The following is a 13,907-nucleotide window of genomic DNA, read 5'->3' as shown; positions in this document are numbered from 1 at the left end:
GTGCCCGACGAAACCTGGGGCGAAGCGATCAAGGCCGTCGTCGTCCTGCGAGACGGATGCCACGCGAGCGCGGACGACCTAATCCGCCACTGCCAAGGCCTCGTTGCCGACATCAAGAAACCGCGCTCAGTCGAATTTGTCGCGGAGCTGCCGAAGAACGGTAACGGCAAGCTCGCCCGCAAGGACGTCAGGGAGCGCTACTGGCAGGGTCAGCACAGAAGAGTCGCGTAAGGGATCTCAGGGCGCGCCTAGGGCCGCATTCGAACTTGCTTGAACGCAAGCGCGGCCCGCTTCCGAATCGAAAATCGATGTGTCTCGTTGATCCGTAACTCGTATCACACAAGTCAGTTCGTTCATAAACCGGAGACAAAAAAAACGATGAGGCCAGCCATTCTTATGAGCGGCGTGTGCGCGGTATCCGCGCTCGCGTGCACCCCGGCTTTTGCGCAGGGCACCGTGACGCTCTACGGTCTGCTCGATGCAGGCGTCAATTATCTGAGTAACGCACAGACCGGCCGTCAAGACGGCAAGCTCGAAGGAGGATCGAAATATTCGCTCGAAGACGGCTCCACGGGCGGGCAGAATGGCAGCCGCTGGGGGCTGCTCGGCTCGGAGGAACTGGGCGGCGGCTGGCGCGCGGTTTTCCGGCTGGAAGGCGGCTTCACGATCAACAACGGCGCGCTTGGGCAAGGCGGCGCCGAGATGGGCCGCCAGGCCTATGTGGGTCTCGCCTCTTCCTACGGCACGGTGACCGCGGGGCGACAGTACGATTTTATCGCCACCAGGGTCGGCACGCTCGCCTCGAGCACACAGTGGGCGGGCTACATCAGCGGTCATGCGAGTGACGTCGACAACTTCCTGCACACGCGCCGCATCAATAACGCGATCAAATACACCAGCCCGGACTATCGCGGACTCTCCCTCGGCGCGATGTATAGCTTCGGCGGAGTCGCGGGCAGCGTCGGGCGCCAGCAGATCTGGTCGGCGGGGCTCGGTTACGCCAACGGCCCCTTCACGTTCGGAGCCGCATATCTGAATGCACGCAATCCGAACCTGTCGTTCTACGGAAGCAATCCATCGGCGGGCACGAGTGTCACCTCCATGAACACGGGGTCCCTCGGCAGCGCGACTTCGCCGGAGTCGAATCCAGCGTACGCGGGCTATGCGTCGGCGAGCACGCTGCAGGTCGCCGCCGCCGGAGCGGCGTGGCGGGTCGGGTCGATCACGCTCGGCACTACGTATTCGAATGTCCAGTTCCGCGGCCTCGGCGATACCGCCACGTCGGGGCCGAATCCCTTCGGCTACTCGGGCACCGCGACGTTCAATATCGGCGAGGTCAATCTCAGATGGCAGCTCTCGCCCTCCCTTCTGGTGGGCACGGCCTACAGCTACGCACACAGCGGCGGCGCCGACGGTCGCGACAGTGCGATCTACCAACAGGGCTCGCTCGGCGCCGACTATCTGCTCTCCAAGCGCACCGACATATATTCGATCGTCGTGTATCAGCACGCATCCGGAACCGACTCTTTGAATCAGCCTGCGGTCGCATCGATATCCGGGCAGACTGCTTCGGCAAACAATCATCAACTGGCCGTACGGTTTGGTCTGCGGCACCGGTTCTAAACACCTAGTTTCTCGGCAGCACGCCAGCCCCCGCGGCCACCTAGCGCCGCTCGGTGCTGGCCCCTCGCTGTTCCGTTTTGCAGCAGCATTATAATAGGACTACCTATTAAAAATTGATGAATTCCTTTATGTAAAGTAGCAACAGGCTAGACACCCGGGCCACGAACGCATGGTTGTACACAAGGTGGCGAAAAGGACCTGTCCCTGTCGTTTCCACATGGCAATGGCGGAAGGCGGGATCGTCGACGAACCGACCATGGACCATCGCGCTGAACAAAGAGGTGATGTGTATTTCCCTCAGCCCGGTCACGCTCGACTACGAAAGCGAGCGTGTCATCCCAGCTATCATTGATCAATCGAGCGCGCAATTGCGCGGCCGCGATTTTCCCCTGGTTCGCACGCTGGTCGGTGCGGCGCCAGCACAAGCGAACTCGCATCTGCAGCGTCTGACCATCGGGTACCTGCACACGCAAAAACTGCGCAATTGCGGTGCCTGTCTGTGCGCGGTGATCGCGCAGGACCGAGTAGCCGCGCTCTGTTAGAAACGGCCCGATGGCATCGCGTGTCACTGCTTCTTCGGCGAGACTTTCTGTGCTGCGAAAGGCGCGTTTGTTCTCTGTCAATTGGTTCCCTCCACACTCCGTAACGCGGCTGTTTTCCGATTCGTTCATAACTGCGCAATACGATCCACCACATCGGACTTGCCAAAGTTACGGCGGAATTGGTTGTACGCCGTCCAACAAGTGCGATACGTGCTGCGATAGGCATTCACAGCGGCTTGGCCGTAAGTCTCGCCCGCGACGTGAGCCGCCTCGATGCCGCAGATACGGGCGTTTTCCGTGGTCAAGCGAGTTCGGTGCGCACAACGCGACGACGAGTCTGCTAGAAGCCAAAGTCCTCGTCGAATGCGTCCGCAACCTTCATGCAGAATTCCTCGACCTTTGCCGAAAGCAGCAGCACTTCCCCGTAATCTGTTGCAATGGGATTCCCTTCTTGGTCGGCACCAGTGCGATGCATCCCACGGTTGTTTTCCCATGGCTCAAAGTCCACGAACGGAGTGTCGAGCGTTCGCCGGCCGCTGTCTTCCTTCTGCTTGGTCAACTCCATGTGGTTCATTCCAGCGAAATTCACTGTGCCGTCCCCCAAGGAACTGCCAAGTTCGGCCAGCAGCTTACGTTCGTCGTCGAATTGCGGATCGTTCTCGTAGAGATGGGTCCGTAGTCCATCGAAGTTACCAGGGATCGAATCTAACTTTTGATGAACGTCCCGCAGACGCGTGTTGATACCAGCCGTGCGCAAACCAAAGGACGATTGCAGACCCGATAATCGTTCGCTCTATGCTTGTTCCGAACATGTGACGCTCCAAAGTGCCAAAAAGACGCTTTATGTGTTTTCTAGTCCAACTTCCGAGCGCCGTTGAGGGCTTCTAGCGCTTGCTCCGCCTGCTCTTCGTCAAGTCTGTCGCTCAAACGCTCACCGACCACATAGGCTGTGTTTTCGCTGACCGCTCTCGCCTGCGCGGCATGCGCATCGAAGCCCGACCCGTGGATCGCCTGACCTTCTATGTAGGCGCGCCCCCGCAGTTGCGCGCAGCCTCGGTGCGCCGGACTGACGCCATCGAGCCGCACAAAGTCAGCCGACGTTACGACGCGTCTGCATAGGCGGCAACGTGGCTTCGGCTTGATGACTTCTGGGTTCCAGTTACCTTGCGCCATCGCGGTGTTTTCCGTTGTCTCCTCTGGCCCGCCCCGCCGTCACAGAAGAGGAATGTTTAGATTCGTCCCTTTGACGTGGAACTCCGTACTCCCATAGTCGATGAAACCGGCGGTCGCGGACTCAAGCCCGTTTTCGACAAACCAAGCGGCCGCTGCGTCTTGCATGCGATTCATGAGGTCGATCACCTTGTTCCACTCTGATGAATCGGTTCTCTCATCGCCGGGAAAACCGTCTGAGATTCGCGCGGCAGCGACCTTCTCCAACGCTTCCCGTGCGTCCCAACTATCAACGACCTGACCGCGTTCTTCACCGTCGCGCATGCCTTCAATCATCTTTTGCAACGCAATCGGCGCTAGAAACCGAACGAAGTAAGCAGGTGGCTCCGTGGTAACGCTGGCCGTCTCGCACTGAGTCAGGCCATCGGCAAGAGCCACCGCGATGGCTGACTGTCGGGAAGCAAAGCCCGGTACCCACTTGCCGGTGGAATTCTTATAGACGAATGTTTTTTGCGCCATTGCTGTTATCCATCTTCTTTGTGTTTCCCGTGTTCAAGTTTCAGTGTCCGCCATCTGCTTCATCAACCGACCGAGGCGCATCCGCAGGTCCGCTTTCGTGAAGTCATCGACGTTGCTGGCCTCGATGTCCGCGTCCAGCACCGAAACCTGCTGTCGCAGTTCGGAGCGCATCTCCGCGCGATCTTCGTCCGCGCAATCCGTCCAGTAGCCCTCGACGATTTCTACTTGTCGGCGCCACTTGGTGCGTTGGTGGCGCAGTCGGTCATTCCGTTCAGTCAGTTTGTTGCCCATGCTCTGTTACAGCGTTTTCCGATTTGTTTCGAGTCGACATTTGCGCTTTCAGCGGCGTCGATCCGCTTGGAGCGGATTCCAATCTGCGATTTCATACCACCCTGTCGGGAGCGCGCGAACAAGCCGCGACTCGACGCTGCTTGTAGCCGCGACTTCGCTTCCACGCGCGTGATGCGGAGGAAGTCAGCAACGTGTTGCGGTGATATCCGGCCATTGGAATCGGCACAAATCGAGATCCAACGGTCGCTCGAATCGTCTACCTCGCCGCGGAGTGCCCTCTGCACTGCATCCAAGCCCGGGACATATGCCATCAACTTTCTCCAACGTTTTTCGTTACGTTCCCGACTTAACCGTCATACCCCAAAGGTGTATCCTGTCATACTCTCGATAATCGCGAGCGTGTGCGATCAAATCGCTCAGCGGCAATCCGCGTTGGACCTCCATGTCATCAAAGGTCGTCAGCCTCTTGCTTTCGACGGGCGACATCATAATGAACATTAACGCATTCTCGTAAACCATTCGACGCTTGACTGTTGATCATAGTCGGCCCGGTCGCATTCTTTATCGTCGCAATCGAACGTTACTGCATGCGTGCCGCACTTGGGAGTACGCAGCCGTCCAGTTTCCGCTCTTCCAGGGAATCGCTCAATTCTTCGACCACTACCTGAAAAAGGAGTCGACACCGGCGCTGGTCAGAGACGCCGGACCTGTCTTTCCGTCAGTATTCAGCGCTCAAATCAAGCGGGAACACAGGCCGCTTTAGATTCGCGAAGGTGAACAGGGCGTAGTCGGAACTCGTGACTCCGCGGCTGTCGCATTCGACGAGACCACCCGAGATCGGAACGAACACTGGCCTGCAATACATGCGGGACTTGAGAATCAGGAAGCGCGCGCCGCGAGGATCGATGCCGACACTTTCGAACACGCCCAGATCCCACGGCTCGTGCGTTCGCTCCGTCACGAGAATGCGCGCAGCGGACGTTTCGAGCACCGCCGCGCGCCCCATGTAAGCACGCTGCCCGGTGTAAGTCGGGCCGCTGATGATGTATTGGCCATCTGTCAATGCGCGCACGATGCCGGTCACATCGAGCGGCGGCTTGCCACGCGAAGCCACGCTCGCAAGCTTGTTACCGATGCTCACGCTCACCGTCGCGCCCTCGCACGCCGCGAACAGCTTCGCAACGGCCTCCGGATCGCACAGCGGCCCGACCACAATACCTTCGAGTCCCTGCTTCAATGCTTCTTCGAATGCATCGGTGGTGTCGCACGTGCCGCCCGACATGCAGTTGTCGCCGTGATCGAGCAGAAGGATCGGCCTCGTGGTATTGCGGGCAAGCGCAGCGCCTTCACGGATCGATTGCGCGAGCGGCGCGCTTCGATACACGAAGCCATCGCGCTGGTTCCATATCTGCATCGCAATCCGGTCCGCGACTTGCTGCGCCCGCATTCGCTCGCCATCGGCGACCACGACGACGCTAGCGCAAGGCGCCGCGATATCGGCGAGCGAGAAGCCCGACAGCACCGATACGGCCAGCACGCCGGGTTCGCTTTCAGCGGCGCGCGCGGCGTCGACGGCGCGCTTCATCGCGCCCTCCGCCGTCGAGCTTCGGAGCGTGTGCGTGAGCAACGGTGGCTGCGCCCATGCGATCACGGGCTTCGCTCTATCGTGAATCAGGTCGAGCAACAGCCGCGCCGCATGCTCGCCGCTTTCGTACATGTCCACGTGCGGATAGGTCTTGAAGCTCGTGATGACGTCGGCGTTATCGATCATCTTCTGCGTAACGTTCGCATGCAGATCGAGCGACACGGCGATCGGCGCATGAGGCAACGCACGGCGCACGCGTTCGAGCAGATCGCCTTCGCCATCGGGCGAGTTCTCCGCCACCATCGCGCCATGCAGATCGAGCATGACGGCATCGCATCCCGCGGCTGCATCGACGATCGACCGGCAGATCGCGTCGTAAGCGGCGGCGGCCACTCGACCGCTCGGATTCGCCGATGCCGATATCGGCGTGACGATCTCGGCCTGCTCGCGCTGCGCCGCATCGATGAAAGCGGACATCGCCGTGCGCAAGCCCGCATTCTCGCGATAGGCATCGTCGCCATAACAGGGACCTTCGCGGCCGAAAGCTTCGAGCGGCGTCGGCACAGGCGAGAACGTGTTGGTCTCGTGATTCATTCGCGCGATGAGAATCTTCATGTGCGTTCTCCTTCGGTGACTGTTTGCGTGACTACTCGGGCGGCATTCGCTGCGCGCAACATCGCTTGCAGCAGCACGTTGCAGCCCGCTTCGAGATGATCCGCACGCGCATCCTCGATCTCGTTGTGGCTGATGCCGTCCTTGCACGGCACGAAGATCATCGCGGTCGGCGCGACGCGTGCGAGATACACGGCATCGTGACCCGCGCCGCTCACGACCTCCATCGACGTGAAGCCGAGCGCATCGGCACTCTTACGCACCGAACTCACCAGTGTCGACTCGAACGGCTGCGGCGCGAAGTAGACAACTTCGTCTACCGCCTCGGGCAAGCCCGCCTGTGCGCACGTCTCGCGCAATGCACGATCCATCGCGAGCAAGGTGGCGTCATCGGCGGCGCGCAGATCGACGGTTAGCTTCACACGTCCGGGAATGACGTTGCGCGAGTTCGGATGCACGTTCAGCCAGCCCACCGTGCCACGTCCATGCGGCGCATGATCGAGCGCGATGCGATTGACCGCGCGAATCAGGTCGGCCGCGACGAGCAGCGCATCGCGGCGCAGCTCCATCGGCGTCGGGCCCGCATGCGCTTCCAAGCCGTCGATCGTCACGTCGTACCAGCGCTGTCCGAGGGCGCCCTGCACGACCCCGATCACCTTGTCGTTCGCCTCCAGCACTGGCCCCTGTTCGATGTGCGCCTCGAAATACGCGCCGACCTCATGCGCCTCGACGCGCTCGCCCGCGTAGCCGATCGCCGCGAGAGCATCGCCGACCGACACGCCTTCGCGATCCACTTGTGCGAGCGCATGCTCCAGCGTGAATGCGCCCGCGAACACGCCCGAACCCATCATCACCGGCACGAAGCGCGAGCCTTCCCCGTTGGTCCATACCGCCACTTCGAGCGGCGCCTGCGTGATCACGTTGTTGTCGTCGAGCGTGCGCAGCACTTCGAGGCCCGCCAGCACGCCGTAGTTGCCATCGAACTTGCCGCCCGTCGGCTGAGTATCGATGTGACTGCCGGTGACGACGGGCGGCAAGTCGTCGCTCAGGCCCGCGCGGCGCGCGAAGATGTTGCCGATCGCATCGACGCGCACTGTGCAGCCGATCTCCTTCGCCCACGCGACGAAGAGATCACGGCCTTGCCGGTCGAGATCGGTGAGCGCAAGACGGCATACGCCGCCCTTCTCCGTCGCACCGATACGCGCGAGTTCCATCAGGCTGTTCCAGAGACGCGCACCTTCGATGCGCAAGTCGGCATGGGCCGGCAGATCGTTAGCTTGCATGCGAAGTTCCTTGGGGCTTTTTGCGATGCGTGCGGCGTTCAGACCACGCCGACGCCGAGATAACGGTCCTTGACGGATTCATCCGCGATGAAGTCCGCATTCCTGCCTTCATACACGATGCGCCCTTGCTCGATGATGTAATGACGATCGGCGAGCTGCGTGCAGACTTCAAGATTCTGTTCGACGAGCAGGATCGTGACGCCCGCCTGGCGGATCAGCTTCAATTGCGCGACGATCTCTTCGACGATCACCGGCGCGAGTCCTTCGACCGGTTCGTCGAGCATCAAAAGACGCGGATGATTCATCAACGCGCGGCCGATCGCGAGCATCTGCTGTTCGCCGCCGGAAAGCTGACCGCCGCCGTTCGTCCTGCGTTCCTTCAGACGCGGAAAGATGCGATAGATATCGGCGAGTTGCCAGGGCGATTCCTTGCGCGCACCGAGCCGCAGATTCTCTTCGACGGACAGCAGCTTGAAGATGCCACGATGCTCGGGCACGAAGCACACACCGCGCGCCGCGATCTTGTGAGGCGGCAGTTTCGCGAGCTCCGTGCCGTTGAACTTCACGCTGCCTTGCTGCGGCGTCACGACACCCGCGATGCTCTTGAGCGTCGTCGACTTGCCCGCGCCATTGCGGCCCAGCAGCGTGATCGTCTCGCCTTCGGCTATCTTCAGCGAAACGCCTTGAAGAACATGGCTCTTGTCGTAATAGCCGTGAATGTTATCGACGTCGAGCATCATGCGCGGCCTCCGGTGATCATGTTGCCGAGATAGGCGCTGCGCACGCGCTCGTCGCCGCGAATCTCGGCGGGCTTGCCTTCGACCAGCACACGGCCTTGTTGCATTACCGTGATCGTGTCGGAGATGTCCATCACGATATCCATGTTGTGTTCGATCAGCACGACCGTATAGTCGTCGCGCAGGCTGCGGATCAGGTGCTTCATCTCGTCGAGGTCGTCGATGCCCATGCCTGACGTCGGCTCGTCGAGAAAGATCGCCTTGGGTCGTGCCGCGAGCGCCATGCCGACTTCGAGACGCCGCTGCTGACCATGCGATAAAGCGCTCGCCTGCGTCGATGCGAGGCGTTGCAGCGCGAGGCGCTCGAGAATGCCATCGACCGTATCGCGATGTTCGAGCGCGCCGCGTGGCGGCGTCCATGCATTGAGCGCACGCTTCGAATCCACGCCTTGCGCGGCGAGCCGAAGATTCTCGCGCACCGGCAGATTCGCAAACAGGCTCGTCACCTGAAACGATCGCGCGATGCCACGCTTCACGCGACGATGATCGGGCTCGTGCGTCACATCATGACCATCGAACACGATGTTGCCCGCGGTAATCGGCACCGTGCCCGTGAGCACATGAAACAGCGTGGTCTTGCCCGCGCCGTTGGGGCCGATCACCGAATGCACCGTGTTCTTCGCGATGCGCAGGTTCACGTCGGTCAGCGCCGCGAACTTGCCATAGCGCTTGCCAACGCCCTTCGCTTCCAGTATCGACGCGCTCATGCCACTTCTCCTCCATCGCGCTTCACCGCGCGCCAGATACGTTCGCCCAGTCCCCACAGACCGCGCTGCATGAAGAGGCTCACCGCGATCAGCACGAGGCCCAGCAACAGCAGCCAGCGCGGCCAGAGCGTGGACAGCCAGTCGGCGAACAACACATAGAAAGCCGCGCCGAGCACGGAAGAAAAGAGATTGCCCGTGCCGCCGATCACCGTCATCACGAGGATCATCTCGCTCGTGTGATAGTCGTTGTTCGAGAGCGGCGCGATACCGGTCATCATCGCGTGCAGTGCGCCGGCGAGCCCCGTGACCGCGCCCGATACGACGAAGGCCGCGAGCTTGAAGCGCCGCACGTTATAGCCGACGGCGGCGGCGCGCGCTTCGTTGTCGCGGATCGCGAGCAGCGTGCGGCCGAAGATCGAATGCGACACGCGCAGCATCAGCCAGAACGCGATTAGAAACAGCACCGCGACGAACGCGTAGTACTGCCACGGCGACGCAATCGATGCGAGCGGCTGACCGAAGATCGACAGCGCGGGACGCGGGATGTCGAGCAGGCCGTTGTCGCCGCCGGTGAGATCGGGCGTCGTGTAGGCGAGGAAGTAGAACATCTGCCCGAAGGCGAGCGTGAGCATCACGAAGTACGCGCCGCGCTGCCGAATGGAGAACCATCCGACGATGGCCGCCGCCACCGCACCGACGACGATCGCGCCGAGCAGCGCGGCCGGCACCTGGAGTCCGGATTTCGTGAGGATCAGTCCCGCGCTATAGCTGCCGAGTCCGAAGAAGATGCCTTGCCCGAACGACAGCAAGCCCGTATGCCCGAGCAGCAGATTGCAGCCGAGCGCGGCGAGCGCGAAGACCAGCACTTCGGTTGCAAGCGAACCGGAGCGCATTGTCATCGGCAAGATGCAGACGACGAGCGCCGCAAGCAACAGGAAGCGATATCGACGTAGCGAATGTCGCAAGGATCGTCGTGGCGCGCTCACGTCCAGTGTCTCGGAAGTCGATTTGGAATTCACGCGGCCCTCCCGAGCAGTCCGTTCGGACGCAGCAACAGCACCGCGGCCATCGCTACATAGATCATGAGGCGCGCGCCTTCGGGCCACAATGTGCTCATCACGCTCTGCACGATGCCGACCAGCAGTCCGCCCACGAGCGCGCCGAGAAAGTTGCCCATGCCGCCCACCACCACGACGACGAACGCCACGCCCAAGGCTTCGATGCCCATGAACGGATCGACGCCGCGTATCGGTGCGGCGAGCACGCCCGCGAGCGCGGCGGTGCCCGCGCCCAACGCGAACACGAGACTGAAAATGCGCGTCACGTTGATGCCGAGCAGCGACACCATTTCGCTCGATTCGCTGCCCGCGCGCACTGCGCTGCCGAGCCGCGTGCCTTCGAGCACCCACCAGAGAATACCCGCGAGCACCGCCGTGAACGCGATCACGAAGAGTCGGTACTTCGGGTAGATGAAGCTGCCCCACATCACCACGCCGTTGAGGATATCGGGCACGGCGACGTTATCGCCGAGCGGTCCCCATGCGATGATCGCGCACTCCTGAATCACGAGCGCGAGGCCGACGGTCGCGAGAATATGAAACTCGTGCTGTTGCGCGTAGACATGCCGCAGCACGATCTTTTCGACGACCCACGCCAATGCGCCGACAACGACAGGCACGACGACGAGCGCGGTCCAGAAGTTCATCGACCACTGCATCGCCTGATAGCAGAAATACGCGCCCAGAAGATAGAACGCGCCGTGCGCGAAGTTCACAAAGCGCAGCAGCCCGAACACGATCGACAAGCCGACCGCGAGCAGAAAGTACAACATGCCCACGCCGATGCCGTTCACGACCTGCAACAGATAAACGTTCATGGCCTTGCGTCAAAAGAGTAACGGCGCGAATGCAGCGCTTGCCCGCATTCGCATGGGAACGAAAACGCTATGCGCTCACGCGAGCTTGCATTGCGTTTTGCCGAGCGGTAGAAACGACTGGCCGGAACTCACGATATCGGCGTAATCGTCCTTGTCTTTCATCTTGCTCTTGGCCTTGCCCTTCAGCAGATAGTAGTTTTTCAATACCTGATGATCGCCCGCGCGGATTTCTTCGGCACCGGTCAGCCCCGCGTACTTCATGCCTTCGAGCGCGGCGATAACTTTCTTCGGATCGGCGGTGCCGGCCTTCACGATGCCATCGAGCAGAATCTTCGTGCAGATGTACGAGCCCGCGAGGCTGTAGTTCGGGTTTGCCTTGAACGCCGCGTTCGCGCGCTTGACGAGATCCTGATTGAGTGGCGAGTCGATCGCATGCCAGTACTGTGCGCCGAAATAGACGCCTTCGCAGATATCCGGACCGAGCGCTTCAAATTGCTCCAGACCCGACGCCCACGCCATTAGGATCGTGCAGTTGTTCTTCATGCCGAAGCTCACGGCCTGGCGCAACGTGTCCGACGATTGCGAGCCGAAGTTCAATATGAGCAGAACATCGGGCTTGGCCGCGACCGCATTCGTCAGATACCCACTGAATTCCTTTTCGTTGAGCGAGTGATAGCTGTTGCCCACATGCTCGACGCCCTTCTCCTTGAAGATATTCTTCGCGGCCGAAAGCAGTCCGTCGCCGAACACGTATTGCGGCGTGATCGTGTACCAGCGCTTCGCCTTGGGCATCGTTTGAATCAGCGGACGCACGGTCTGCTCGATCGCGCCGAAGGTCGGCACCGACCAGCGGAAGGTCGCGCTATTGCAATCCTTGCCGGTCAATTCATCGGCGCCGGCCGTGGTGATGAAGACGCCGCCGGCCTTCTCCACTTCCTTGCCCATCGCGAGCGCTTCGGAAGACAGGATGCCGCCCGCGAAGAAGCGCGCATTCTTCTGCTGCGCGATTTCCTGAACGCGACGCACGGCGGTCGCGGGTTTTCCCTCGGTGTCGAGCGTCGTGTAAGCGAGCGGCTGGCCGAGCACTTTTCCGTATTGTTCGATCGCGAGCTTCATGCCGAGATCGGCGTATTTGCCGTTCGCCGCGAACGGGCCGGACATCGGCACCGGACAGGCGAACTGGACCGGCGAGCCTTGTGCGAAGGCGCTTCGTGACACGAGCGCTTCGAACGATCCGGGAATGGCCGACAGCGCGGCCAGCTTCAACATGTTTCGGCGATTCAAAATTGACGCTCCTTGAGAAGTGACTCGCACGACCGCCGCGCTTTTTTTCGTGATACGTTTAGGCATCGGCTGGCATCATCATATTTATCATGATAAATACGATGAACCCGATGCTAGGAACAATAAATTCCGGTGTCAATAAGGCAATATTCCGGTCTGCGCGCCGACGCATGCGCGCCTGTAAAGCCGAAACGAACGCGGGCGAGACGAGAGGAGCATCGAGATGGTGATGGAGCATGCCAGGCGCGCCGGCGCGACGGTCGATATCGCGCAACAGCCGATCAAGCAGCCCAAGCGCGCGGACCTGGTCGCCGAGGAGATCAAGCGGCTGATCACGGAGAAGAACCTGAAGCCTGGCGACAAGCTGCCGCGCGAAGTCGAATTGCAGCAGCTCTTCTCCGTGAGCAAGAGCACGATTCGCGAGGCGCTCAAGTCACTCGAAGTGCAGGGACTCATCAAGGTGACGACGGGGCCTTCGGGAGGCGGCACGATCGTCGAAGTGCCGCTCGACCGCACCTTGCAACTCTTACAGAACTATCTGTTCTTCAAGGACGTAAGCATTGACGACATCTACGCCGTGCGTCAACTGCTCGAGCCAGAATTGGCGGCGGGCGCCGTGCCGCACCTCACCGATGACGAACTTGCGGCGCTCGAACGGAACATTGCGTGTTGCGACGAACCGGCGTCGACGCATGCGAATCGCAACATCGTTCGGCAACGCCAGGAAGACGTGAACTTCCACGATATTCTCGCCGCAGCGAATCCCAATCCTTTCCTGCGGTTCACGTGTGAACTCATCAACGAGATGATCCGGCAGCTCATCGAATTCAAGAACGATACGCCGCAGGCCGACCTCGAACGCTTCGGCCGTGCGAACGTGAAGATCCATAAGGCGATAACGGAAGCGGCGCGCTCGCGGAATGCAGAGAAGGTGCGCGAACTGATGGTGATCCATATGACCGAGGCGCCGCGATTTGTAAAGCGCATGAAGGGCAAGTTGCGCGGGCGACTCATTCTCGACTCGGAAATTCGCAGGCGAAGGAGCGGACGCGGCAACTGATCCGGCGGGCCCTAGTGCGAAGTACGTGTCGCGAGCGCCTGACCTCGTGGTGCGTACGCGCATCTTGTTGTCCATTGTGAAATAACGAGGCTTCGTCACGAAAAAGCGTGATGCACGCCAATCGAGCAAAGCTGTGCCGCACCGTTGGCTATCGTCGCATCCGGCGATGGGAGGATGAACAGGTGGTCGAAACCCTCGGCCGTCATCGGCAGTTTTGCATAAGGCACTGTAGAGCATGTATTCGGTACGCTTAAGCGACCGGGCTCGGAGCGTGGGGAATCATGGGATTTTCATAAATGATGACGGCTCTCGTGCTATCAGCGACAACGATTCATTTACATAAAGGAATTTATCGTAATAACGGAGGACTACTATCTATCCAATTGCCTCGCAATTGATTTGCGAGGAACGAATCACTGATGATTCGCGGTAGCTCGTCGATGAATCAAAGCGCCATCGGGCGAACCCGACCTGACCAAGTTCGTTAAGGGTTATTCGATGCCTGCCATCGATCACAGGAATGTGACGGTGCCGCTGCGCGTGTTGGCAGGCGTCGAA

17 protein-coding genes are annotated in these 13,907 nt (G+C 60.6%); 4 read left to right on the top strand and 13 right to left on the bottom strand.

The window, feature by feature from the left end:
* The 3 genes from AWB74_RS41575 to AWB74_RS41565 form a co-directional block, all read left to right on the top strand.
* Positions 1-231, top strand: a 231-nt coding sequence (locus tag AWB74_RS41575) for an AMP-binding enzyme (RefSeq protein WP_407642542.1), incomplete at its 5' end; no start/stop codon positions are given.
* Positions 232-378: 147 nt separating this feature from the next.
* A complete protein-coding gene (locus AWB74_RS41570; RefSeq protein ID WP_061152359.1) occupies positions 379-1,623 on the top strand; it encodes a porin in 1,245 nt (414 codons plus the stop codon).
* A gap of 284 nt (positions 1,624-1,907) precedes the next feature.
* Positions 1,908-2,165, top strand: a complete 258-nt coding sequence (locus AWB74_RS41565; protein WP_061152358.1) for a hypothetical protein — start codon at positions 1,908-1,910, stop codon at positions 2,163-2,165.
* A 125-nt stretch (positions 2,166-2,290) separates the two neighbouring features.
* On the opposite strand, the gene AWB74_RS46130 is transcribed toward AWB74_RS41565, so the two are convergent.
* From AWB74_RS46130 to AWB74_RS41505, 12 genes are all read right to left on the bottom strand, one after another.
* The gene (locus AWB74_RS46130; RefSeq protein ID WP_143749473.1) at positions 2,291-2,470 is read right to left on the bottom strand and encodes a hypothetical protein; all 180 of its coding nucleotides are present in this window, start codon (positions 2,468-2,470) and stop codon (positions 2,291-2,293) included.
* 35 nt (positions 2,471-2,505) lie between these two features.
* Positions 2,506-2,922, bottom strand: coding sequence for a hypothetical protein (locus AWB74_RS41560; RefSeq protein WP_061152357.1), 417 nt, complete (start codon positions 2,920-2,922; stop codon positions 2,506-2,508).
* 95 nt (positions 2,923-3,017) lie between these two features.
* Positions 3,018-3,338 carry a hypothetical protein gene (locus tag AWB74_RS41555; protein WP_143749472.1) on the bottom strand — a complete coding sequence of 107 codons (321 nt, stop codon included), beginning with the start codon at positions 3,336-3,338 and terminating at the stop codon, positions 3,018-3,020.
* Between the two features lie 39 nt (positions 3,339-3,377).
* Positions 3,378-3,854 carry a hypothetical protein gene (locus AWB74_RS41550; protein WP_143749471.1) on the bottom strand — a complete coding sequence of 159 codons (477 nt, stop codon included), beginning with the start codon at positions 3,852-3,854 and terminating at the stop codon, positions 3,378-3,380.
* Positions 3,855-3,887: 33 nt separating this feature from the next.
* Positions 3,888-4,145, bottom strand: coding sequence for a hypothetical protein (locus tag AWB74_RS41545; protein WP_061152354.1), 258 nt, complete (start codon positions 4,143-4,145; stop codon positions 3,888-3,890).
* Between the two features lie 718 nt (positions 4,146-4,863).
* Entirely contained in the window at positions 4,864-6,345 is a 1,482-nt protein-coding gene (locus tag AWB74_RS41535) for a M81 family metallopeptidase (RefSeq protein ID WP_061152352.1), read from the bottom strand.
* Complete coding sequence (locus AWB74_RS41530; RefSeq protein WP_061152351.1) at positions 6,342-7,625, bottom strand: Zn-dependent hydrolase; 1,284 nt, start codon at positions 7,623-7,625, stop codon at positions 6,342-6,344. The genes AWB74_RS41535 and AWB74_RS41530 overlap by 4 nt, the downstream gene beginning before the upstream one ends.
* 38 nt (positions 7,626-7,663) lie before the next feature.
* The gene (locus AWB74_RS41525; protein ID WP_061152350.1) at positions 7,664-8,365 is read right to left on the bottom strand and encodes an ABC transporter ATP-binding protein; all 702 of its coding nucleotides are present in this window, start codon (positions 8,363-8,365) and stop codon (positions 7,664-7,666) included.
* Positions 8,362-9,129, bottom strand: a complete 768-nt coding sequence (locus tag AWB74_RS41520) for an ABC transporter ATP-binding protein (RefSeq protein WP_061152349.1) — start codon at positions 9,127-9,129, stop codon at positions 8,362-8,364. The genes AWB74_RS41525 and AWB74_RS41520 overlap by 4 nt, the downstream gene beginning before the upstream one ends.
* A complete protein-coding gene (locus AWB74_RS41515) occupies positions 9,126-10,121 on the bottom strand; it encodes a branched-chain amino acid ABC transporter permease (RefSeq protein WP_407642543.1) in 996 nt (331 codons plus the stop codon). Before AWB74_RS41515 ends, AWB74_RS41520 begins: the two co-directional genes overlap by 4 nt.
* 23 nt (positions 10,122-10,144) lie before the next feature.
* Complete coding sequence (locus AWB74_RS41510; RefSeq protein ID WP_061152347.1) at positions 10,145-11,005, bottom strand: branched-chain amino acid ABC transporter permease; 861 nt, start codon at positions 11,003-11,005, stop codon at positions 10,145-10,147.
* A gap of 75 nt (positions 11,006-11,080) precedes the next feature.
* Positions 11,081-12,289: an ABC transporter substrate-binding protein gene (locus AWB74_RS41505; RefSeq protein WP_061152346.1), complete on the bottom strand. Its 1,209-nt coding sequence runs from the start codon at positions 12,287-12,289 to the stop codon at positions 11,081-11,083.
* Positions 12,290-12,512: 223 nt separating this feature from the next.
* On the opposite strand from AWB74_RS41505, the gene AWB74_RS41495 reads away from it, so the two are divergent.
* A complete protein-coding gene (locus AWB74_RS41495) occupies positions 12,513-13,349 on the top strand; it encodes a FadR/GntR family transcriptional regulator (protein WP_061152344.1) in 837 nt (278 codons plus the stop codon).
* Positions 13,350-13,724: 375 nt separating this feature from the next.
* On the opposite strand, the gene AWB74_RS47920 is transcribed toward AWB74_RS41495, so the two are convergent.
* A partial coding sequence (locus AWB74_RS47920) for a hypothetical protein (protein WP_235024905.1) occupies positions 13,725-13,907 on the bottom strand: 183 nt, incomplete at its 5' end.

The organism is Caballeronia arvi, from assembly GCF_001544695.2.
In the GTDB taxonomy this organism is placed as follows: Bacteria; Pseudomonadota; Gammaproteobacteria; order Burkholderiales; family Burkholderiaceae; genus Caballeronia; species Caballeronia arvi.
The sequence above is the reverse complement of the archived record's forward strand: the minus strand, read 5'-3'. Positions and strand labels throughout refer to the sequence as shown.

What these genes read in the sequence shown, in the direction of transcription:
- AWB74_RS41555 (WP_143749472.1), bottom strand. Translation starts at nt 3,338, where the DNA reads ATGGCGCAAGGTAACTGGAACCCAGAAGTCATCAAGCCGAAGCCACGT.
- AWB74_RS41545 (WP_061152354.1), bottom strand. Translation starts at nt 4,145, where the DNA reads ATGGGCAACAAACTGACTGAACGGAATGACCGACTGCGCCACCAACGC.
- AWB74_RS41530 (WP_061152351.1), bottom strand. Translation starts at nt 7,625, where the DNA reads ATGCAAGCTAACGATCTGCCGGCCCATGCCGACTTGCGCATCGAAGGT.
- AWB74_RS41550 (WP_143749471.1), bottom strand. Translation starts at nt 3,854, where the DNA reads ATGGCGCAAAAAACATTCGTCTATAAGAATTCCACCGGCAAGTGGGTA.
- AWB74_RS41520 (WP_061152349.1), bottom strand. Translation starts at nt 9,129, where the DNA reads ATGAGCGCGTCGATACTGGAAGCGAAGGGCGTTGGCAAGCGCTATGGC.
- AWB74_RS41535 (WP_061152352.1), bottom strand. Translation starts at nt 6,345, where the DNA reads ATGAAGATTCTCATCGCGCGAATGAATCACGAGACCAACACGTTCTCG.
- AWB74_RS41510 (WP_061152347.1), bottom strand. Translation starts at nt 11,005, where the DNA reads ATGAACGTTTATCTGTTGCAGGTCGTGAACGGCATCGGCGTGGGCATG.
- AWB74_RS41495 (WP_061152344.1), top strand. Translation starts at nt 12,513, where the DNA reads ATGGTGATGGAGCATGCCAGGCGCGCCGGCGCGACGGTCGATATCGCG.
- AWB74_RS41525 (WP_061152350.1), bottom strand. Translation starts at nt 8,365, where the DNA reads ATGATGCTCGACGTCGATAACATTCACGGCTATTACGACAAGAGCCAT.
- AWB74_RS41565 (WP_061152358.1), top strand. Translation starts at nt 1,908, where the DNA reads ATGTGTATTTCCCTCAGCCCGGTCACGCTCGACTACGAAAGCGAGCGT.
- AWB74_RS41570 (WP_061152359.1), top strand. Translation starts at nt 379, where the DNA reads ATGAGGCCAGCCATTCTTATGAGCGGCGTGTGCGCGGTATCCGCGCTC.